This is a genomic window from Sphaerisporangium sp. NPDC049003 (assembly GCF_043197795.1).
Classification (GTDB): domain Bacteria; phylum Actinomycetota; class Actinomycetes; order Streptosporangiales; family Streptosporangiaceae; genus Sphaerisporangium.
Map to the genome: position 1 here is coordinate 62012 of NZ_JBICTU010000014.1, position 19746 is coordinate 81757.

Below are 19746 nucleotides of genomic sequence, written 5' to 3' on the forward strand. Positions count from 1 at the left end.
AAGGAGAGGCGTTCAGAGGGTCGCGGCCGTCACGGGGGTGGGCTCAGGAGGTGGTGAGGAGTTTCAGGAGGTGGGTGACCTCGTGGGCGACGGCTTCGCGGGCGCTGGTGAAGTACCTGCGGGAGTCGACGGCGGTGGGGTCGGCGGCCAGGCGGTCCCGTACGGCCCCGGTGAAGGCCTTGTTCAGGCCTGTCGCGATATTGATCTTCTTCATGCCGTGCCGCACGGCTTCGCGCAGCGTGTCGTCCGGCACGCCTGAGGAGCCGTGGAGCACCAGGGGCACCGGCACCGCCTCGCGGAGCTCGCCGATCAGCGTCAGGTCGAGCACGGCGTCCCTGGTGGTCATGGCGTGGGAGCTGCCCACCGCGACGGCGAGGGCGTCCACTCCGGTCGCCGCGACGTAGGACACCGCTTCCCCCGGCTTGGTGCGCACGCCCGGCGCGTGCACGCCGTCCTTGCCGCCGATCTCGCCCAGCTCCGCCTCGACCCAGACCTGGCGCTCATGGCACCAGGCCGCCACCTCGGCCGTCGCCGTCACGTTCGCGGCGTCCGGCAGCGCGGACGCGTCGAACATCACCGATCCGATGCCCAGGCGTACGGCCTCCTCGACGAGGGCGCGGCAGGTGGCGTGGTCCAGGTGGACGGCCACGGGAACGGCCGAGGTCTCGGCGATGGCGAGGCACGCGACCGCGAGCGGCTTCAGCGCCCCGTGGTAGCGGACGCAGTTCTCGCTGATCTGCAGCACCACGGGAGCGCTCGCCGCCTCGGCCCCGGTGACGATGGCCTCGGCGTGCTCAAGCTGGATCACGTTGAAGGCGCCCACGCCCGAAGGGGCCTGACGGATGACGTCGCCGGTGGTCACGAGGGGCACGGCTCGTCTCCGATCTCGGTGGTACGGCATGCGGGCGCGCCACGAACCGTCCGGGAGTCTCCGCCGGGGGAACGGACGGGATGGTGGGGCGCTTCGGGCGGGGTCATGGGGAGGTGAGCCAGCCGCCGTGGCGCATGACGCTGTGGAGGGTGAGGTCGTCGTCGAGCACGACGAGGTCGGCGTCCTTGCCGACGGAGATCGAGCCGGCGCGGCCGTCCACGCCGAGGACGCGGGCGGGAGTGAGCGACGCCATCTCGGAGGCCTCGGCCACGGACAGGCCGACCTCCTGGACCGCACGCCTGAAGGCGACGTCCATGGTCAGGGTGCTGCCCGCGATGGTGCCGTTCTCCACGAGCCGGGCGGCGCCGTCCGACACCTCCACCTCCATGGAGCCGAGCCGGTAGGTCCCGTCGCCCATGCCGGCGGCGGCCATCGCGTCCGTGATCAGTGCCGTGCGGCCCGTGCCCGCGAACGTGCCCGCGAGCCGCATCATCGCCGGGTGGACGTGGACCCCGTCGTTGATCAGCTCGATCGTCACGCGCTCGTCCTCCAGCAGCGCGGCCATCGGCCCGGGCTCGCGGTGGTGCAGCGGGGGCAGGGCGTTGTAGAGGTGGGTGGCGACCGTGCAGCCCGCCTCGATGCCCGCGACGGCCTGCTCGTACGTGGCGTCGCTGTGGCCGAGGGCCGCGATGACGCCCTCGGAGACGGCGGCACGGACGGTGCCGAGTCCGCCCGGCAGCTCGGGGGCGATGGTGAGCATCCGCACGTGCCCGCGTCCGGCCTTCAGCAGGTCTGACAGCTCGCCGGGGGAGGGATCGCGGAGCAGGGTGGGGTCGTGCGCCCCGCAGCGTGACCGCGCGATGTAGGGACCCTCGAAGTGGATCCCGGCCAGCAGTCCGTCGTCGCACAGCTCGGCCAGCGCGGCGGTGGCACGGGCGAGGTCCGCGAGCGACGCGGTGACCAGGCTCGCCATGAGCGTCGTGGTGCCGTGGCCGGCGTGGAAGGCCGCGACCCGCCGCGCCTCCTCCTGGTCGCCGGAGGGGAAGGATCCCCCGGCTCCGCCGTGGGTGTGGATGTCGACGAAGCCGGGGAGCACGTACCGGCCCGCCAGGCTGTGCCCGTCACGGGGCGCCTGGCCCTGGCCGATGTGGGTGAAGCGTCCGTCCTCGATGGTGATCCAGCCCTCGTGTACACCGTCGGGGGTCACGACGCGGGCGTCGGCGAGTGTGATGCTCATGAAGACAGGATCACAGATCGGGTCAGGTGAAGCGGCTGGTCGGGGTCCAGTCCCCGGGCGTGCGCGCGGGCCACCGCGACCCGCTGCACCCGTACGAGCTCGGCCATCGGGTCGGCGTCGGCGGCGACGAAGGTGCCGCCCGCCTTCCGTACGTCGTCGGCGAGGCCCTCGGGGGCGGTGCCGAGCATCCAGGTGACGCGCCCTGGCCCGGCGATGCTGATCGGGCCGTGGCGGTACTCCATGGCCGGGTACGCCTCGGTCCACGAACGCGAGGCCTCCCGCATCTTCAGCGCCGCCTCCTGCGCGAGCCCGCAGGTCCAGCCCCGGCCGAGGAAGGAGAACTGCTCGGCGTCGACGAGTTCGGCGCCGACGGGCCAAGCGACCGCCCGCTCGGCGTCGGCGACGGCCCGGGTGAGGTCCTCGCCGAGGTGGGCGCGGAGCAGCGCGAGCTGCGTGGTGGCGAAGCGCGTCTGGACGACGGACTTCTCGTCGGCGAAGTCGAGCACGACGACCTCGTCCGCGAGCGTCATGACGGGAGTGTCCGGGTCGGCGGTGACGGCCGTGGTCCTCGTGCCGTCGAGCCGGCGCAGGAGCTCCAGCACCTCGGTCGTCGTGCCGGAGCGGGTGAGCGCGAGCACCCTGTCGTACGACCGGCCCGGCGCGCCGCCGTCCGACAGGCCCAGCGGGGCCTCGGACGCGGGGAACGCGTCGGTCTCACCGTGCCCGGCGGCCTCGCGGAGGACGGCGTAGGCCTGGGCGATGAACCATGAGGTGCCGCAGCCGATCACGGCGACGCGCTCGCCGGGCCGGGGGAGCGCCGCTGATCCGGCCAGCTCCACCGCTCGGCTCCAGCATTCCGGCTGAGAGGCGATCTCGGTCTCGGTGTGCGTCATCACGGGCCGGTTCCTTAGATTTGATTTGTTCTGCACTTTTTATAGCACTAACAAGCACGATTGTGCATCGGGTGGCGACCACTCGGGTGTGCGAAGTCGGGTCGTGTGCCACGCTTTGGGACCATGAGCCGGTATGAACGCTGGAACGCCCTGCTTGAGTTGCTGGCTCAGCACGGGCGCCTGACGGTCGAGGAGGCCGCGGAGACCCTGGAGGTCTCGACGGCGACGATCCGGCGCGACTTCGACGAGCTGTCCCAGCAGCAGATGCTCATGCGCACGCGGGGCGGCGCCGTCGCCCAGAACGTGAGCTACGACCTTCCGCTCCGCTACAAGACGGCCAGGCACGCGGGGGAGAAGCAGCGCATCGCCGAGGCCGCGGCCGAGTTGGTCGCGCCGGGTGCCGTCGTGGGCATGAACGGCGGCACGACGACCTCCGAGGTCGCGAGGACGCTGGCCCTGCGGGCGGAGCCGGGCGCCAGGCTCACCGTCGTGACCAACGCCCTCAACATCGCCGCGGAGCTGACCGTGCGGCAGAACGTCAAGCTCGTCGTCACGGGCGGGGTCGCGCGGCCGCAGTCGTACGAGCTGATCGGGCCGCTCGCCTCCGGGGTGCTGGAGCAGGTGACCCTGGACATCGCCTTCCTCGGGGTCGATGGCATCGACGCGGTGGCGGGCGCGTCCGCCCATCACGAGGGCGAGGCCGGCGTGAACAACCTGCTGATCGGCCGGGCCGCCCGCGTGGTGGCCGTCGCCGACGCGTCCAAGGCGGGCCGCCGGGCCTTCGCGAAGATCTGTGCCATCGACCGAATCGACATGCTGATCACCGACGCCGGGCTGTCCGACGCCGCCGCCGAGGCGTTCACGGAGGCCGGCGTCGAGGTCGTGCGGGTCTGACGACGGCCGGCGGCTGTGAGGTGAGCGTGACCGCCGATTCCCGGTCCTCGCGTGACCTGTGAAGATCTACGGTTCCGCGGTGCCGGAGAAGATCTACCTCCCGCGGTCGTGTGACCGGGGTGACGCGGTGAGGGTGGTGGGGGAGCGCGCGCCCCATGAGTCGCGGAATGTGAGGAGCTTCATCCCCGGCCGGGTCCGCTCACGGCATGCAGGTATCTACTCACGGGTAGAAATAGGACACAATGCGACAAGCCGCACCCCAGGGGGATCGCAATGACAGCACACACAGCCAGCGGGGTCGGGCCGGGTGAAGCCGGCCGGGAGCCCCGGCCCGGCGAGACGGGCGACCCTGCCCTGGACGGTGCTGAGAAGGCCCCGGTGCCCGGTGCCGGGCACGCCGACGCCGAAGCTCCACGAGATGGTGTGAGTATGGACGTCGAGCATGGCGAGACCCGGCCCGATCGCGGGAGCGTGGACGCCGGGCGAGGCGACGGCGCGGTTGGGCGGGATGGTGGGGGTGTGGACGTTCAGCGAAGTGACGGGCAGGTCAAGTGGGACGGCGCTGATGTGCGGTCCAGGGGCGGCGGGGTCTACTCGGCCCGCATAGGGCCGGCGGAGCGATCGGCCGCGCTGGCCCGCATGGCCGACCCCGAGCAGGAGCTCGACGTGATCGTGGTCGGCGGCGGCGTGGTCGGCTCCGGCGTCGCGCTGGACGCCGTGACCCGCGGGCTCTCGGTCGGTCTCGTCGAGGCGCGCGACTTCGCCTCCGGCACCTCCTCCCGGTCCTCCAAGCTGATCCACGGCGGCCTGCGCTACCTGGAACAGCTCAACTTCGACCTCGTGCGCGAGGCGTTGCAGGAGCGAGCGCTGCTCCTCCAGCGCATCGCCCCGCACCTGGTGCGCCCGGTGCCGTTCCTGTTCCCGCTCACCCACCACGTCTGGGAGCGGCCGTACGTGGGTGCCGGCCTGACGCTGTACGACTCGCTCGGCTTCTCGACCGGCCTGTCCCGGGGGGTGCCGGGCCACCGCCACCTGTCGCGCCGCCGGGCGCTCCGGCTCGCCCCGGCGCTGCGCAAGTCCTCGCTCACCGGCGCGGTGCAGTACTGGGACGCCCAGGTGGACGACGCGCGGCACGTCACGACGATGCTGCGGACCGCCGCCGCGTACGGGGCCCAGATCGCGTCGCGCACCAAGGTCGTCAGCTTCCTGCGCGAGGGCGAGCGCGTGACCGGGGTACGGGTGCGCGACCTGGAGACCGGCACCGAGTTCGACGTCCGCGCGCGGCAGGTGGTCAACGCGACCGGCGTGTGGACCGACGAGATCCAGGAGATGGTCGGCGGCCGCGGTCAGATCCACGTGCGCGCGTCCAAGGGCGTCCACCTCGTGGTCCCGCGTGACCGGATCCACTCGCTCACCGGAATCATCCTTCGCACCGAAAAATCGGTGCTTTTCGTGATTCCTTGGGGGCGGCACTGGATCATCGGCACCACCGACACCCAGTGGGCGCTCGACAAGGCCCATCCGGCCGCCTCCCGCCAGGACATCGACTACGTGCTCGACCACGTCAACGAGGTGCTCTTGGTGCCGCTGACCCGTGACGACGTCGAGGGCGTGTACGCCGGGCTGCGCCCGCTGCTGGCCGGGGAGTCGGAGGAGACCTCCAAGCTGTCGCGCGAGCACGTCGTCACCCACCCGGTCCCCGGCCTCGTCATGATCGCGGGCGGGAAGTACACGACGTACCGCGTGATGGCCAAGGACGCGGTGGACGCGGTCGCGCACGGCCTCGACCAGCGCGTGCCGCCGTCCTGCACCGACAAGATCCCGCTCGTGGGCGCCGAGGGCTACCAGGCGCTCTGGAACTCCCGGCACCGCCTGGCGCGTTCCTCGCACCTTCACGTCGCCCGCATCGAGCACCTGCTGCAGAGGTACGGGTCGCTGATCGACGAGGTGCTGGCGCTGATCGAGCGCGATCCGTCGCTGGCCCGCCCGCTGACGGGCGCCGACGACTACCTCAGGGCCGAGATCGTCTACGCGGCCACCCACGAGGGCGCCCGCCATCTCAATGACGCGCTCACGCGCCGCACGCGCATCTCGATCGAGACCTTCCACCGGGGCACCGCCGTGGCGGAGGAGGCGGCCGAGCTCCTGGCCGGGCCGCTCGGATGGGACGCGGAGCAGGTCAAGCGCGAGGTCGAGTACTACACCAAGCGCGTGGAGGCCGAGCGGGCCTCGCAGGAGCAGGACACCGACCAGGAGGCCGACGCCATCCGTCTCGGCGCTCCGGAGATCGTCCCCTCGGGCGAGGCGGAGACCAAGCCGGTCTGAGCCCGGCCTAGGTCGGTTTGAGCCGGTCTGAGCCGGACGTCGGTCCTCAGCTCAGGAGGCCCTCCTGAGCCGGTCTGATCCGGTCCGAATCGGGCTGAGCCCGAGTATGCCCTGGGCCGCACGTTCCGGTCCCGTCGGATCGGGACCGGAACGTGCGGCCTGGCACTCCGGGCCGTACTGCGCGATACGGCCTGGAAGCGCGTCGAACCAGCCGAGGCCGCCCGTCAGGTGGCGAAGGGGATCCAGCCCTCCTCCGCCAGGGTCTTCGTGTCGCTGACCTTGAGCCCCATGTCGGAGACCGTCCACAGGGTGTCGCCGATGACGAGGCAGCGCCGGATCATGGGGTCGGGCGGAATCGGGTCGTTGGACTTCTTCGGCTTCGGGTGGGTGACCAGCCCCGTCTTGGTGATCGCGTCATCTCCGACCTTGAGCACCAGCGCGGCCGACTGGCTGTCCTGCCCCTCGACGCCCCAGGTGTTGAGAGGCAGGACGGCGACGCCGGACGCGGGCCAGTACAGGAACGCGTGCGGGTCCCACTCGGCCTCCGAGCCGGAGTCCTTCTGGTGGTACTGCGACAGCCGGGCGGGCTTGGCCGGGTCGCTGACGTCGAACAGCGAGACCTGGGTTCCGAGGGTGCGTCCCTTGTCGCTCGCCTCCTGTCCGATGCCGATCAGCCGCCCGTCTCCGGCCGGGTGCAGGTAGGCGGAGTATCCGGTGATCTTCAGCTCGCCGGTGACCTTGGGCCGCGCCGGGTCCCGCAGGTCCAGCGTGTAGAGCGGGTCCACCTGCTTGAACGTCACGACGTACCCCACGGGGCCGATGAAGCGCACCGAGTAGATCCGCTCGCCGTTGCCGAGACCGGTGATCTGGCCGGTCCTCGCCAGCGTGCCGGAGTCGAGGACGTAGACCGCGCTGGAACTCTTCTCCGAGGCCACCCCCTCGTCGCCGAACGACGTGGTGGCCACCCGCAGGCTCCCCTCGTAGTCCGACAGGGAGTACTGGTTGAGCAGGCGCCCGGGGACCACCCCGGAGGCGACGTACCTGGGCGCTCCCGGAGCCGTGATGTCGAACCGGTGCACCTCGGTCTGCTCAGGCGGCGCCTTGTACACAGGGGTGCTCTCGGCGCTCGGCGACCCCGTGGTGGGCGTCGCCGTCGCCGTCGGCTCGGGCAGCAGTGTGGGCATCGACGGGTCGTCACTCGGCTCGACCTTCTCGGCCGGAGGCGAGCTCGGCGGGTCCTTGGGGGCGACCGCCGTGCCGGAGGAGGACGCCTCCGCTTCGCCGGGGGAGGTGCTCACCGGGGGCGTGTCCGCCGGGGAGACGTCGTCGATGACGCGCCGGACCCACCAGCGGGGGTTGCTGGTGACGTACAGGCTGGTGGGGGTGGCGTAGACGGTGTCACCGTCGGCGGCCACGCTGATCGGGTCGCCGGCGTCGAGCCCGGCTTCCAGGTCGATCGTGTGCACGGTCAGCATCGAGGTCCCGGTGTAGTCCTCCGGGTGGCTGACCTGCTCGCACTTCACCTTCTCCGTGCGGGCGGCGCCGTCGGGCCCGGCGACCTCGTACTTCGGGAGCCAGGCGTCGATAGGCGCGGCGCGCACGATGTCCTGGTTGCGCTTGATCAGGCTCGACTCGGGCTCGTCCTGGCGCGCCTCGGCGAAGGTGAACTCGGGCTGCGACCTGACCACGATCCGTACGGACGAGCCGGTCATGCGGGCGTCCACGTGGTTCCCGTACGGAGTGATCGATCCCAGGACCTTCAGGTCCTTGAGGTCGACCAGCACGTACTTCGGTCCGACGAACGGGCGCTGCTTGGCCATGGCGCCCATCGGGACGGCGCCGCCCTGGGAGAGGATCACGAGCGCGCGGTCGCCGTGGACGAGCAGGTCGCCGGGCGCCCATCCCTGCTCGGCCGGCAGGAGCCGCAGCGTGCCGGTGACCTTCTTCGACGCCACGTCGACCACGCGGAGCACGCCCCGGCCGAAGGTGACGATCCGCTTGCCGTCGGTCTTCACCAGGTCAGGCTCGTCGACGCCCGCCTCGTTGACGTTCGTCGTCGAGTAGGTGGGCCCGGACGACCGCGCCGAGGACTTGGCCATGGCGTCTTCCGCCCCGCCGGCGGCGAAGAGGATCATGTTCCCGCCGAGGCCATAGGGGCCCACGTTCTCCGCGGTGGCCTTGCGCAAGCCTTCCAGCATGTCATCGCAACCGGTGTACGAGACGAGCTTTATGTTGCCCAGTGCCACGGGTTCCCCGGCTTCGGGCGCGGTTGCGCTCCCGCCGTTCGTGCAGGCCGCCGCCACCAGCCCTACGGCGAGCGCGACGGCCGCAGCCGTACCAAGTGAAGTCCTCATGCCCCTACGACGCATTTACCTAGGGCGCGGTTCAGGATCGCGGGAGGGCGTCCCCGGAGGATCTTGGGAGGCGTCCCGGCAGCGGTGGCCGCCGATAGACTGTGGGGACCGCGGCGTCTTTTGGGGGGTCTTTTCGGTGTCTGAGTTCGACACGGTGCTTGTCGTCGACTTCGGCGCGCAGTACGCGCAGCTGATCGCCCGGCGGGTCCGTGAGTGCCACGTGTACTCCGAGATCGTCCCCTCGACCATGCCGGTGAGCGAGATGCTGGCCAAGAACCCGAAGGCGATCATCCTGTCCGGCGGCCCCTCCTCGGTGTACGCCGAGGGCGCCCCCGCGGCCCCCGAGGGGCTGTTCGAGACGGGGGTGCCGACCTTCGGCATCTGCTACGGCTTCCAGGAGATGGCCCGGGTCCTCGGCGGCCAGGTCGCCCAGACCGGCATCGCCGAGTACGGCGGCACACAACTGACCGTGGGAAGCGAGGGCGTGCTCTTCGCCGGGCTCCCCTCGGCCCAGTCGGTCTGGATGTCGCACGGCGACAGCGTCGCCGCGGCCCCGCAGGGCTTCGAGGTCACCGCGTGGACCAAGGACACCCCGGTCGCGGCCATGGAGTGCCGCGACAGAGGCCTGTACGGCGTGCAGTTCCACCCCGAGGTCCTGCATTCGGAGCACGGCCAGACGGTGCTGAGGCACTTCCTCGACGCGGCGGGCTGCCGCCCGTCCTGGACCATGCTCAACATCGTCGAGGACGCCATCGAGGCCGTGCGCGAGCAGGTCGGCCCCGAGGGGCGGGCGATCTGCGGGCTGTCGGGCGGCGTCGACTCCGCGGTGGCCGCCGCGATCGTCCAGCGGGCCATCGGCGACCGGCTGACCTGCGTCTTCGTCGACCACGGGCTGCTTCGCAAGGGTGAGGCCGAGCAGGTCGAGCGCGACTTCGTCGCGGCCACGGGTGTGAGGCTGCGGGTCGTGGACGCCGCCGAGCGGTTCCTGAAGGCCCTGTCCGGGGTGTCCGACCCCGAGGAGAAGCGCAAGATCATCGGCCGCGAGTTCATCCGCGTCTTCGAGGACGAGCAGCGCGCCATCCTCGCCGACGGCCCCGTCGACTTCCTCGTCCAGGGCACCCTGTACCCCGACGTGGTCGAGTCGGGCGGCGGCACGGGCACGGCCAACATCAAGTCCCACCACAACGTGGGCGGCCTGCCGGACGACCTGAAGTTCTCCCTGGTCGAGCCCTTGCGCACCCTGTTCAAGGACGAGGTACGCCGGGCGGGCGAGGAGCTCGGCCTGCCGTCCGCGATGGTGTGGCGCCAGCCGTTCCCCGGCCCCGGGCTCGGCATCCGCATCGTGGGCGAGGTCACCCACGACCGGCTGTCCATCCTGCGCGAGGCCGACGCCATCGCCCGCGAGGAGCTGTCCCGCGCGGGTCTCGACCGCGACATCTGGCAGTGCCCGGTCGTGCTGCTCGCCGACGTGCGCTCGGTCGGCGTACAGGGCGACGGCCGCACGTACGGCCACCCGGTCGTGCTCAGGCCGGTGACCAGCGAGGACGCCATGACGGCCGACTGGTCGCGCGTGCCGTACGACGTGCTGGCCCGCATCTCCACCCGCGTCACCAACGAGGTCCGCGAGATCAACCGCGTCGTCCTCGACGTGACCAGCAAGCCCCCGGGCACCATCGAGTGGGAGTGACCGGTCGCGGTATGACGGCTATTAGTGTTTAGTCCCAGATAAAGCGGTGCAAATGGGATTAACAACGTAAATAGGTCGGTTGACGGTTTGCCCGGCCTCGGGCCGGTAAGTTTTGTCGAATGCTTATGGCTCAGCCGCGTACCGAGACGGCGCCCGCTTCCGTTGATTCTCCGGGGCACAGGCTGGCCTGGCTCGACGCGATTCGCGGTGTGGCCTCGACGGCCGTGTTGCTTGAGCACATGTTCTACCGGTTCCTGCCGGGGCTGCGGCCTCACTGGTTCAACCTCGGCATGTACGGCGTTCTCGTGTTCTTCCTGGTCAGTGGCTACATCATTCCCGCGTCGCTGGAGCGGCGGGGTGATGTGCGCTCGTTCTGGGCCGGCAGGTTCTTCCGGCTCTATCCGCTCTACTTCCTGGTCATCGGGCTCGTGCTGGTGATGCTCCCGCTGGTGCCGCTGCGCCCGGCGGTCGTGCCCGATCTGCCCACCGCCGCCGCGCACGCCACCATGCTCGTCGACGTGGTCGGCTCCGCCGGTGTCGCCGACACCATGTGGACGCTCTCGTACGAGATGGTCTTCTACCTCCTGATCACGGCACTGTTCGTCGGGGGCCTCCACCGGCGCAGCGGGGTCTGGGCCGTGGCGTTCGCCGTCGCCGCGCTCGTCGTCGGGCTGGTGCTGGAGGCCCCCGTCCTCGCGCGCGGCCCGGCCGCCTTCGTCGCTCTCGGCGTCGTGGTCGCCGGGCTGGCGTGCGTGGTCACCGGCTCCGGCAGGGCGCGCACGGCCGGCGCGCTGCTCATCGGCGGCCTGGCCGTGACGCTCCTGCTCCTCGGCAGCCGTACGCCCTGGCTGGGCGCCGCGATCCTCGCGGTGATGTTCACCGGTACGGTGATCCACCGCTGGGAGCGCGGACAGGTCTCCGGCCTCCGTACGGTCGCGGTGGTGACCGTCCTGCTGGCCGTCATCCCCTTCTTCGCCTTCACGTACGGCTGGTGGTCCTACCCCCGCGTGTGGATCACCACGCTGGTGATGGCCGGGGTGACCTTCGCGCTCGGCATGGCCCTGCGGCGTCGTACGGTGCCGCGCGTGCTGGTCTGGCTGGGCATGATCAGCTACTCGGTCTACCTGTTGCACCATCCGCTGCTGAAGCTCTTCGTCACCCTGTTCGGTGACCCCCGCGAGCGGCCGATGGCCGCCCAGGCCCTGCTCGCCGTCGCGTTCGTCGCCGTGGTGCTGTGCTGTAGCTGGCTGAGCTACCGCCTCGTCGAACGCCCCATGCAGCACCTGGGCCGCCGCCTGACCCGCTCCCTGCCGGCCACCCGCTGCTATGACGCGGCCGGCCTTCAGAAGTCGGGGATCACGACGTCACCGGACCAGGCGCGGTAGGAGTAGGTGGCCAGCTTCCGGACCTGGCCCGTGGTGACGTCGACCGCGTACGTCGTCTCGCCCAGGGTCGGCGTATCGCCCTCCCGGCCCTTCAGCGACCAGTCGTAGATCGAGGCCGCGACCGACACTTCCGTGGGGCTGTGCCATCCGCCCACCAGCCAAGGCCTGAAGTCCTTGGGCGCGCCCCGGAACTTCGCCGTGGTCAGGGTTTTTCCCGTCGTCGCGTCGACGGTGACGATCGTGTCGTCCGGTCGGTCCTCGTCGTCGCCGTCCTTGGGCGATTTGCCGCGGGTCATGTAGGCCACCGTCCGCCCGTCGGGCGCCAGCGCGCTCAGCGTCGTGGAAGTGCCCGCCGCGGTGAAGGGACGTACCTTCCCCTCGGCCAGCAGGCCGAACTGGAAACCCTCGTCGGCCACGACGACCGGCGTGCCACCGCTGGGCACCCTTTGCGCATGCCATCCTTCGGGGATCGGGGTGGTCTGTCCGCTCTCCACGTCGACGACCACGTTCGGCCAGCCCACACCGTTCAGGCCGAGGAAGCGGCCGTCGGGTGACAGCCGCAGCAGCCCGCCTCCGGACACCATCGTCGTCCTGCTCACGGTCTGCGGGGTCAGCCAGATCCGGCCGCTCGCCAGGTCTCGTACGGCGAACTTCTGGTCCTTGTCGCTGTAGTACGCGATCCTCCGGCCATCCGGTGTGATCGCCAACGGAGCGGCGGCGTTCATATAGTTCTCGCTGCTCTGCTCGGTGTAGACGCCCAGTGCCTCCGGCATCCTGAAGCTCTGGCCGGTCCGCGTCACCACCCGCCACTGGACGCACTCCTTGCCCGCGAAGCCGGTGCTCTGCCCGCACCAGTCGTAGTAAGCGTGACTCAGCGGGTCCACCCCCGCGGCGGGCAGCACGTCGGTGACCTTGGTGCTGATCGTGTTCCGGTCTGGACCGCCGGTCAGTACGGTCGCGCTCAGCGCCACGGCGACCAGCGCCGTCAGCGCCGAGCCGAAGGCGCCCGCCCGCCGGCGTCGCGCCCCACGCACCGCGCGGTCGGCCAGGGCGACCGTGGGAGCCTCGGCGGCGAGGAGTTCGAGTTCGTCGCGGATTCCGGTCATCGGGCGACCTCCTGGGGTACGACGTCGTGGAGCAGATGGGCCAGTTCGGGGGCGAGGACGCGCAGCCGTCCCAGGGCGTGGTTGGTCTGGCTCTTGACCGTGCCCGGGGAGCAGCCGAGCAGGTCGGCGGTCTCGTCGACGGTGCGGTCCTCGTAGAAGCGCAACACCAGGACGGCGCGCTGGCGGGGCGTCAGCCGCAGGAGGGCCTGACGCAGCGCGAGGCGGTGCAGGCTTTCGTCGCCGAGATCGCGGCCGTGTTCGGGAGGGTGTGCGATGGGCACCTCCACGGTCCCGCGCAGCCGCCTGTACCAGGAGATGTGCTGGTTGATCAGGGCTCTGCGGACGTACGCCTCCGGATTGCCGTCCTTTACGAGCCGGGGCCAGTGCCTCGCGGTCCGCATGAGCGCGGTCTGCAGCAGGTCCTCGGCCCGGCTGGCGTCCCCGGTGAGCAGGTAGGCGCTGCGCATCAGCGACTGCTGGCGGCTGCCAACGAACTCCTTGAAACCCTCATATCTATCCATGCGTCTCCTTTCGCCTGTATCAACGCAAGGAGAGCTGGCCGGGTTGGAACCTCAGAGGTCTTGGCATGCAGCCGCTGCTGAACGGACGTACGTCCCGGAGTCGAGGGCGGGGACAGATCTCCGGCCTCCGTACGGTCGCGGCGGTCACCCGTCCATCCGCTGCCGAAGCTCTTCGTCACCCTGTTCGGTGACCCCCGCGATCGGCCGATGGCCGTCCAGGCCCTGCTCGCCGTCGCGTTCGTCGCCGTGGTGCTGTGCTGTAGCTGGCTGAGCTACCGCCTCGTCGAACGCCCCATGCAGCACCTGGGCCGCCGCCTGACCCGCTCCCTGCCGGCCACCCGCTCGCCCTGAGGTGAAGGCACTTCCGGAGTTGAGTACGGATGCTCATACTCTAAGCTCCTCTGTCACGCCAAACTGGGGCAATCGGCCGCATCGGGCCGGGGGATGACAGGAGGCAACGCGGGATGGAATCGATCCGGCAGGTTCCGGCACGCCGCCTGGCGTGGCTGCACGGGGAACTGGCCCGGTGGCAGGCGGAGGGGATCATCGACGCCGACACGGCGCGGCGCATCGGGGGCCGTTACGCCGTCGGCCGGCGCTTGAGCCTCGAACGGCTCGTGCTGGTGCTCGGTGGCGGCTTTCTCGGCGTCGGGCTCATCTGGCTCGTGTCCGCGAATCTCGACCAGCTCCCGCCCTTGGCCCGCCTCGCCGGGATCGTCCTGGTCTGGATCGGCTCGGCGGTCATCGGGGAGGTCCTGTCGCATCCGGCAGGGAAGCAGGCGGCCAGGCTGGTCACGGTCCTTGCCGGTGGTGGAGTGATCTTCCAGACGGCGCAGAGCCTCCAGGTTCCCGCGTACACCTCCGTCCTCCTCGGTGTGTGGGCCGCGGGCACGCTGGCCTACGCGTACGCGACCGGTGCGGCGGGCCCGCTCGTCGCGGCGCTGGTGATCGGGGCCACCTGGTACGGCTGGCTCGTCGGGGAGCAGGCGGACGGCGCGGCGGCCGTTTCGATGTCCCTGCTGTTCGCAGGCGCGGTCGCGTTGTCGGCCGCGGTCCTGCACGAGCGGGCTCGGCCACCGGCTCCCGCACCATCGGCCGTACATCCCGTATCCGCACCATCGGCCGGGCACCTGGAATCCGCACCGCCGGGCCGGCCGTCCGGCTCGGCCTCCTCCGGAGTACGGATCAGGTTCGCGGCGCCGTGGCGGCTGGCCGGGGTGGTGCTGGCGCTCTGTGGGCTGTTCGTCGCGGCTTTCCCCGGTGTGGGGCGGGACGAGCTGTTCGGCTCGGCGGCGCTCTGGGCCGGGCTGGCCGTGGCCGCTGTCGCCGTGGGCGCCGCGCTCGTCCTGGGTGACGCGAACGGCCGCCGCGAGGTGCTCGCCGTGGGCGTCATGACCGGGCTCGCACTGCTGCTGGTGGTGTGGTCGCCCGGTGGCGACTACGGGTACTCGGGCGGGTTCACCGCCGGGCAGACGGCGCGGGCGGTGGTGGGCACCCTGGTCTACATCCTGGCGGCGAGCTGGTTCGCCGTCGCCGCGGCCCGGCGTGACCTGTCGTACCTGGTCTTCCTCGCGACGGCCGCCCTCGTGGTCTTCGTCACGGCGCAGAGCTTCGCCGTGTTCCAGCCCCTGTTCACCGGGGCCGCGCTCTTCCTGGTCCTCGGGGTGGTCTTGATCCTCACCGGAACGCTGGCCTTCTACGGGCGTCGCCGCCTGATGGAGGCGACCCGATGAACCGCCGTCTCCTGCTCTCGCGCCCGGTGCTGGTGGCCGCCGCGCTGCTCCTGCAGGCCGTGTTGCTCGTGGTGGCGGTCGCCCCTCGGCTCTCGGCCAGGCTGACCGGCACGGAATACCGCCTGGCCGCGGGACCCCTCGACCCGGTCGATCCCTTCCGGGGGGCGTACGTGGGGTTGGTCTACCCGGGGCTGCCGACCGCCGACGGCCAGGAGGCGGGAGCGGCGTTCGTACCGCTCGTCCCCGACGGCGGCCTGTGGAAGGGCGCCGGAATCGTACGGCAGCGCCCGGCCGCCCAGCCGTACCTGGCGTGCCAGACGTGGGGGTACGGGTCGCTGTCCTGCGGGATCGACAGCCTGTTCCTCCCGCAGGACGAGGCCCAGCACCTCCAGGACGACCTGACGGGCGACCGGGCGGCGGCCGTAGTCAAGATCGACCGCAGAGGTAACGCCGCCGTCATCGGGGTCGTGCCCCGTTAGACCCGTCACGCTCAGGGCCGGGACTCGTATGCGCGCGAAGGGCCCCCGATCAGTCTCGGGGGCCCTACTTCGCCCGATCACCGGCCGATCGGCGATCAGTCGTCGAACTCCCCGTCCTGGACGCCCAGCACGAAGGCGTGCCACTCGGCGGCCGTGTATCTGAGCACCGTGCCGTTGGGGTCGGACGGGTTGCGGAGCGCGACCGCGCCGCCGGGCAGGTACGCGATCTCTATGCGGTCTTCAGAACTGCTCCCCGGGGCGCTGAGCCAGGTCACATCCGAGATGTCGAGCGCGTACAGCTCGGCCTTTTCGTGCACACCGCTCATGTTCCTTCTTTCGAATCGACTCGGACCGTCATTGGAGTTGAACGCGACCACTAAAATGCTTGGCGACAACATTAGCAGCCGCCGTCCCTGTAATGTCTACGTCTAATCCAACTCGACGGCAATTCAGCACTATGGTAACCCTGACCTGGGGTGATGCAACCCCTGAAGGCGCGGATGGACACGTCCGCGGCCCGACCGCCAGGCAGCGGTCGCCCGCACGCTTCTTGCGGCCGCCGGTTCGTCTGGTTTGTGGCTGTCATTCCCGTCGGATCGTTTCCACGAGAATGAACGCGCATCCCTGGGGTGGAGAATGCGCGGTCCCTGGGAAAGTGAAATACAATGGCGAACCGCTCCACCCTCTCGGATCAATTTCAACTTCGTCGCGAAAGCGTCCGCCGCCGCCGTCTCGGCCGCTGCGCTTGTAGCATCGCCATCGGCGGCCGCACCATCCTCACCGCCGGCACCACCGAGGACACGGCATCCCGCGTCTCGGCCATGAGCACCACCTGAGACACCGCCCCCAAACACCACCGGCACGACCTGGGACTCGGCCCTGGCCGACACCCTGGCGCGACGATGGGATTCCGCCCCGGCAGGCACGAACGGCACCACCTGGGACTGAATGAGGACGATAGATAATGCTGGTCGAATTAACGATGCACACCACGCCGTCACACCCAGCGGGTAAGTCACCGATCGACGGCATCCGCATATTGGCCCTGTTGCCCGATCAATGGCGCAAGGACCTCACACAGGCCAACGGAGAGATCACCATCCGCGTGGAGACCGGCGACGACGCCACCCCCGCGCAGATCAAGGAAACCGTCAACGAAGCCCTCGCCGACCCGGCCATCAGCCACTGGCGCCTCCACACCTGCCACCCCCTTCCCACCGACTCCGCTCCCGGCGAGCCCAGCGAAGACATTCCCTGATCAGCCTCAGGTCAGTTCGCGTGAGTCTGCTGATCATCCCGGCGCAGGCTCCGGGGCGGGCTTTGGAGAGTGGGCGGGGCCGTAAGTCGCCTATCTCAGTTCCAGCCGCCGATGGGGTAGGTCTCGCCCGCGTTGAGTTGTCTGCCGCGGCGGAGGGACTTCACCGGGACGACGTGGTAGCCCCGCTTCTCCAGTGTGGTCAGGATCTTGGGCATGGCCTTGACGGTCTCGGGCCAGATGTCGTGCATGAGGACGACGCGGTCGCGCTTGGCGAGGCCGAGGACCTTCTTGGTGATGGCGGCGGTGTCGCGCAGTTCCCAGTCGCGCGAGGAGCCGTCCCAGACGATCTGCGACAGGCCCAGCTCGGCCGCGATGGATCTCACGCGGTCGTCGGTGTCGCCGAACGGCGGGCGCATGATGTCGGGCTCCTTGCCGGTGGCCCGGCGGATGGCGTCCTGGGTCCGGACGATCTCGTCCCGTACCTCGTCGTCGGAAAGGGAGGTCAGGTGCGGATGAGTGTACGTGTGGCCGCCGATCTCGTGGCCCTCGCGCGCCATTCTGCGCGCGGTTTTCCGAAACTTCGCGACGCGCCGGCCGACCAGGAAGAACGTGACTTTCGTACGGTGCTCGCGCAGGAGGTCGAGCAGCTTTCCGGTGTACGGGCCCGGGCCGTCGTCGAAGGTGAGGGCGATGCACTTGACCTTCGCGCAGTTGACGGCACCCTTGGACGCACTGTCGTCGGCGGATGCGGGCGGTGCCGCCGCCAGGGCTACGGTGGCCGCGAGCACGATCGGAATCCATCGCCGCATCGAGTTTTCTCCATTTCCGTCAGCGCCGCGCCACCTTATCCCACCCCCCGAACAGACGGAAAATCTCGCAGTATAGGTATCGATCAGACAATTGATTGGCGTTCCGCGGGGAAGATCGTCGCGTTGGTGCGCGGGTTCCGTACGCGGATGGCGAGCTCGTCGGCGGCGGCCCGGCGCAGGGCGATCTCCTGGTCGGCGACGACGTGGCGGGGCCGGGGCTTGGTGCCGGTCAGGGTGACCGCGATCGGCTCACGCAGCGCGCTGCCCATGACGTGCGCCCGCCACTCGGACTGCCGACCGGTGGTGCTCCGTTTCAGCGCGGCTAAGGGAACGCGGGCCACGAACGACGCCGGCCCGTCGCCCCGTACGAGCGGGTGGTGGCTCGTGAGGCCGCCCGGCCGGGGCGTCAGGCACAGCCGGCCGTCGTCGCCGAGTTGGACGGACACCTCCAGCGAGAGCTCCAGGGACTCCCCGGCGAGGCGATGGCCGGTCAGGAGGGCCACGGACGGGCCGACGGTGATCCGCAGCGTCTTCTGGTCGGACCAGTGAGGCCGGGCCCACACCCCCTGCTCGATCTGCATGCTCACCAGGCCCCGTGCCTTGATGTGGGCCGGTGGGCCGAGCTCGGCCCGATGGAAGACGCCGTGGTTCTGGACCCACAGCTCCACCGTCCAGGTGGCCGGTGACGACGCCCGCCTGAGATGGAGCCGGCGCGGATCGACGGTGAGCCGGTAGCGGCCCCGGGCCCCGAGGACGACGCCCAGGGGCAGCCGGCGGCGGGCGTCCTTCTGCACCAGCCAGGCGACCAGCTGCTGGTCGCGCCGCCGGGTGGCGCGCAGGTGCAGGACGCGGGCACGGCCGGACAGGACCAGCTTGCCCGCCCGCCAGGCCACCGCGCGCACCTCCTGTTCGAGCGCGAGGTCGTCGCGCATGCGGTAGACCTCGCGCGGCACGGCGTACCTGGGGTCGTCCAGGAAGGGAAGCCGCCCGTAGTGGCGGAGCCCGTGCCGCACGGCCGGCGCGTGCTCGTCGGTGGCGGTCCTCTCGAAGGTGACCGTTTCGAGCAGCTCGGGAAGCATCCGGCGCCCGGCGAGATGCCACTGGAGGCGTCTGATCGCGGTGAGGTGGTCGGTCGACGCCCGGTGGACCTGGCCGAGGTAGGCGGCCGTGAGATCGAGGAAGCGCTCCTGGAACGGCTCGTCGGCGCGGTCGAGGAGGTGCATGAAGATCCGCAGGTCGGAGTCGAGCGCAACGCGGTCCCACTCGCGCAGGTGCCTGCGCGACCCGTGCTCCTCAAGGAACCGGCGTACGGACGCGACGGCCGAGAAGCGGTCCTCCATGCTCTTGATGTTCACCCGGTTGCGGGTGATGGAGCTCGCGTGACGACGCCAGACGTACACGGGGGCGGCCAGCACGTCCACCTTCGCGGCGAGGAAGTGCGCGGGGATGGCGACCTGGATGTCCTCGTAGAGGACGCCTTCGGGGAACCGCAGGCCGTGCAGGTCCCAGAAGGAGCGGCGCCACAGCTTGTTGGTCACCAGCCGGTCGTACAGCAGGACGGGCCTGCGGGTGACATGGGTCCCGGCCGCCGACCCGCGGAAAATGGGGCGGTGCATCGGCGACCGCCTCCTGCCACGGGAGGTGAGCACGTCGACGTTGCCCGTCGCGAAGTCCGACCCGGTCGCGCGCAGGCTCGCGACGAGATACTCAAGGGCGTACTCGGGGAGCAGGTCGTCACTGTCGACGAAGGCGAGGAACTCGCCGGAGGCGTGGCCGACGCCGGTGTTCCGCGCGCCGCCCAAGCCCATGTTCGGCTGGCTGACCAGCCGGAACCGGGAGTCGCGTGCGGCGAACCGCGCGGCGATGGCGGCGCTGGCGTCCGGGGAGCCGTCGTCGACCATGATGACTTCCAGGTCGCGCCAGGTCTGCGACGCCAGCGAGTCGAGGCACGCGGCGAGGTAAGGCTCCACCTTGTAGATCGGGACGATGACGCTCAGCTCCGTCAAATGCGCCTTCCTGCGCGTCGAGGTCATGGTCACTACGATATGTGGTCGGCAGTGTACACAGCGTGGTTGGAAGGCGTGTTGCGTGTTGCGCGGGCGACCGGCGGCTCGCCTTCGTGCGCCCGGAGGTCAAGGCGTGTGGATCAGTCGCCAGGGGCGGTCAAGAAAGCATCTAGAGATCTCATGTTAGT

The 19746-nt window shown here is 70.4% G+C and carries 18 protein-coding genes; 9 read left to right on the forward strand and 9 right to left on the reverse strand.

Going from position 1 to position 19746, the window contains the following annotated elements:
- Positions 1-43 precede the first annotated feature (43 nt).
- The 3 genes from ACGFIV_RS17145 to ACGFIV_RS17155 form a co-directional block, all read right to left on the reverse strand.
- Positions 44-871, reverse strand: a complete 828-nt coding sequence (locus ACGFIV_RS17145) for a ketose-bisphosphate aldolase (protein ID WP_392835800.1) — start codon at positions 869-871, stop codon at positions 44-46.
- Between the two features lie 103 nt (positions 872-974).
- The gene (nagA, locus tag ACGFIV_RS17150; protein WP_392835803.1) at positions 975-2108 is read right to left on the reverse strand and encodes an N-acetylglucosamine-6-phosphate deacetylase; all 1134 of its coding nucleotides are present in this window, start codon (positions 2106-2108) and stop codon (positions 975-977) included.
- Positions 2105-3004: an SIS domain-containing protein gene (locus tag ACGFIV_RS17155; protein ID WP_392835806.1), complete on the reverse strand. Its 900-nt coding sequence runs from the start codon at positions 3002-3004 to the stop codon at positions 2105-2107. Before ACGFIV_RS17155 ends, nagA begins: the two co-directional genes overlap by 4 nt.
- 120 nt (positions 3005-3124) lie before the next feature.
- Here ACGFIV_RS17155 and ACGFIV_RS17160 point away from each other — a divergent pair, with 120 nt between their 5' ends.
- Complete coding sequence (locus ACGFIV_RS17160; protein WP_392835809.1) at positions 3125-3895, forward strand: DeoR/GlpR family DNA-binding transcription regulator; 771 nt, start codon at positions 3125-3127, stop codon at positions 3893-3895.
- Between the two features lie 639 nt (positions 3896-4534).
- Positions 4535-6220 carry a glycerol-3-phosphate dehydrogenase gene (glpD, locus tag ACGFIV_RS17165; RefSeq protein WP_358546957.1) on the forward strand — a complete coding sequence of 562 codons (1686 nt, stop codon included), beginning with the start codon at positions 4535-4537 and terminating at the stop codon, positions 6218-6220.
- Positions 6221-6444: 224 nt separating this feature from the next.
- Here the strand turns inward: glpD and ACGFIV_RS17170 are convergent, their stop codons facing one another.
- Positions 6445-8574, reverse strand: coding sequence for a beta-propeller domain-containing protein (locus tag ACGFIV_RS17170; protein WP_358546815.1), 2130 nt, complete (start codon positions 8572-8574; stop codon positions 6445-6447).
- Between the two features lie 136 nt (positions 8575-8710).
- On the opposite strand from ACGFIV_RS17170, the gene guaA reads away from it, so the two are divergent.
- Positions 8711-10261, forward strand: a complete 1551-nt coding sequence (gene guaA, locus ACGFIV_RS17175; RefSeq protein WP_358546812.1) for a glutamine-hydrolyzing GMP synthase — start codon at positions 8711-8713, stop codon at positions 10259-10261.
- A 125-nt stretch (positions 10262-10386) separates the two neighbouring features.
- Positions 10387-11646 carry an acyltransferase family protein gene (locus tag ACGFIV_RS17180; protein ID WP_392835995.1) on the forward strand — a complete coding sequence of 420 codons (1260 nt, stop codon included), beginning with the start codon at positions 10387-10389 and terminating at the stop codon, positions 11644-11646.
- Here the strand turns inward: ACGFIV_RS17180 and ACGFIV_RS17185 are convergent.
- Together ACGFIV_RS17185 and ACGFIV_RS17190 are read right to left on the reverse strand one after the other, a co-directional pair.
- Positions 11604-12752: a hypothetical protein gene (locus ACGFIV_RS17185; RefSeq protein ID WP_358546807.1), complete on the reverse strand. Its 1149-nt coding sequence runs from the start codon at positions 12750-12752 to the stop codon at positions 11604-11606. The genes ACGFIV_RS17180 and ACGFIV_RS17185 overlap by 43 nt on opposite strands.
- Positions 12749-13273, reverse strand: coding sequence for a SigE family RNA polymerase sigma factor (locus ACGFIV_RS17190; protein WP_358546804.1), 525 nt, complete (start codon positions 13271-13273; stop codon positions 12749-12751). The genes ACGFIV_RS17185 and ACGFIV_RS17190 overlap by 4 nt, the downstream gene beginning before the upstream one ends.
- Before the next feature lie 207 nt (positions 13274-13480).
- On the opposite strand from ACGFIV_RS17190, the gene ACGFIV_RS17195 reads away from it, so the two are divergent.
- The 3 genes from ACGFIV_RS17195 (at position 13481) to ACGFIV_RS17205 (ending at position 15485) form a co-directional block, all read left to right on the forward strand.
- Positions 13481-13624, forward strand: coding sequence for a hypothetical protein (locus tag ACGFIV_RS17195; RefSeq protein ID WP_358546801.1), 144 nt, complete (start codon positions 13481-13483; stop codon positions 13622-13624).
- A gap of 113 nt (positions 13625-13737) precedes the next feature.
- Complete coding sequence (locus ACGFIV_RS17200) at positions 13738-15006, forward strand: DUF2157 domain-containing protein (protein ID WP_392835815.1); 1269 nt, start codon at positions 13738-13740, stop codon at positions 15004-15006.
- Entirely contained in the window at positions 15003-15485 is a 483-nt protein-coding gene (locus tag ACGFIV_RS17205) for a GDYXXLXY domain-containing protein (protein ID WP_358546796.1), read from the forward strand. The genes ACGFIV_RS17200 and ACGFIV_RS17205 overlap by 4 nt, the downstream gene beginning before the upstream one ends.
- Before the next feature lie 95 nt (positions 15486-15580).
- Here the strand turns inward: ACGFIV_RS17205 and ACGFIV_RS17210 are convergent, their stop codons facing one another.
- Positions 15581-15811 carry a DUF397 domain-containing protein gene (locus ACGFIV_RS17210; RefSeq protein WP_358546794.1) on the reverse strand — a complete coding sequence of 77 codons (231 nt, stop codon included), beginning with the start codon at positions 15809-15811 and terminating at the stop codon, positions 15581-15583.
- Positions 15812-16150: 339 nt separating this feature from the next.
- Here ACGFIV_RS17210 and ACGFIV_RS17215 point away from each other — a divergent pair, with 339 nt between their 5' ends.
- Both ACGFIV_RS17215 and ACGFIV_RS17220 read left to right on the forward strand, forming a co-directional pair.
- Positions 16151-16321, forward strand: a complete 171-nt coding sequence (locus ACGFIV_RS17215) for a hypothetical protein (protein ID WP_358546792.1) — start codon at positions 16151-16153, stop codon at positions 16319-16321.
- Between the two features lie 212 nt (positions 16322-16533).
- Positions 16534-16743, forward strand: coding sequence for a hypothetical protein (locus ACGFIV_RS17220; protein WP_358546789.1), 210 nt, complete (start codon positions 16534-16536; stop codon positions 16741-16743).
- A 95-nt stretch (positions 16744-16838) separates the two neighbouring features.
- On the opposite strand, the gene ACGFIV_RS17225 is transcribed toward ACGFIV_RS17220, so the two are convergent.
- Together ACGFIV_RS17225 and ACGFIV_RS17230 are read right to left on the reverse strand one after the other, a co-directional pair.
- Positions 16839-17552 carry a polysaccharide deacetylase family protein gene (locus tag ACGFIV_RS17225; protein WP_358546787.1) on the reverse strand — a complete coding sequence of 238 codons (714 nt, stop codon included), beginning with the start codon at positions 17550-17552 and terminating at the stop codon, positions 16839-16841.
- Between the two features lie 83 nt (positions 17553-17635).
- A complete protein-coding gene (locus tag ACGFIV_RS17230) occupies positions 17636-19585 on the reverse strand; it encodes a glycosyltransferase (RefSeq protein ID WP_392835822.1) in 1950 nt (649 codons plus the stop codon).
- Between the last annotated feature and the right edge of the window lie 161 nt (positions 19586-19746).

What these genes read in the sequence shown, in the direction of transcription:
- ACGFIV_RS17230 (WP_392835822.1), bottom strand. Translation starts at nt 19,585, where the DNA reads ATGACCTCGACGCGCAGGAAGGCGCATTTGACGGAGCTGAGCGTCATC.
- ACGFIV_RS17210 (WP_358546794.1), bottom strand. Translation starts at nt 15,811, where the DNA reads ATGAGCGGTGTGCACGAAAAGGCCGAGCTGTACGCGCTCGACATCTCG.
- ACGFIV_RS17195 (WP_358546801.1), top strand. Translation starts at nt 13,481, where the DNA reads ATGGCCGTCCAGGCCCTGCTCGCCGTCGCGTTCGTCGCCGTGGTGCTG.
- ACGFIV_RS17200 (WP_392835815.1), top strand. Translation starts at nt 13,738, where the DNA reads ATGGAATCGATCCGGCAGGTTCCGGCACGCCGCCTGGCGTGGCTGCAC.
- ACGFIV_RS17160 (WP_392835809.1), top strand. Translation starts at nt 3,125, where the DNA reads ATGAGCCGGTATGAACGCTGGAACGCCCTGCTTGAGTTGCTGGCTCAG.
- ACGFIV_RS17225 (WP_358546787.1), bottom strand. Translation starts at nt 17,552, where the DNA reads ATGCGGCGATGGATTCCGATCGTGCTCGCGGCCACCGTAGCCCTGGCG.
- ACGFIV_RS17170 (WP_358546815.1), bottom strand. Translation starts at nt 8,574, where the DNA reads ATGAGGACTTCACTTGGTACGGCTGCGGCCGTCGCGCTCGCCGTAGGG.
- ACGFIV_RS17215 (WP_358546792.1), top strand. Translation starts at nt 16,151, where the DNA reads ATGGCGAACCGCTCCACCCTCTCGGATCAATTTCAACTTCGTCGCGAA.
- glpD (WP_358546957.1), top strand. Translation starts at nt 4,535, where the DNA reads ATGGCCGACCCCGAGCAGGAGCTCGACGTGATCGTGGTCGGCGGCGGC.
- ACGFIV_RS17205 (WP_358546796.1), top strand. Translation starts at nt 15,003, where the DNA reads ATGAACCGCCGTCTCCTGCTCTCGCGCCCGGTGCTGGTGGCCGCCGCG.
- ACGFIV_RS17190 (WP_358546804.1), bottom strand. Translation starts at nt 13,273, where the DNA reads ATGGATAGATATGAGGGTTTCAAGGAGTTCGTTGGCAGCCGCCAGCAG.
- ACGFIV_RS17180 (WP_392835995.1), top strand. Translation starts at nt 10,387, where the DNA reads ATGGCTCAGCCGCGTACCGAGACGGCGCCCGCTTCCGTTGATTCTCCG.
- ACGFIV_RS17185 (WP_358546807.1), bottom strand. Translation starts at nt 12,752, where the DNA reads ATGACCGGAATCCGCGACGAACTCGAACTCCTCGCCGCCGAGGCTCCC.
- nagA (WP_392835803.1), bottom strand. Translation starts at nt 2,108, where the DNA reads ATGAGCATCACACTCGCCGACGCCCGCGTCGTGACCCCCGACGGTGTA.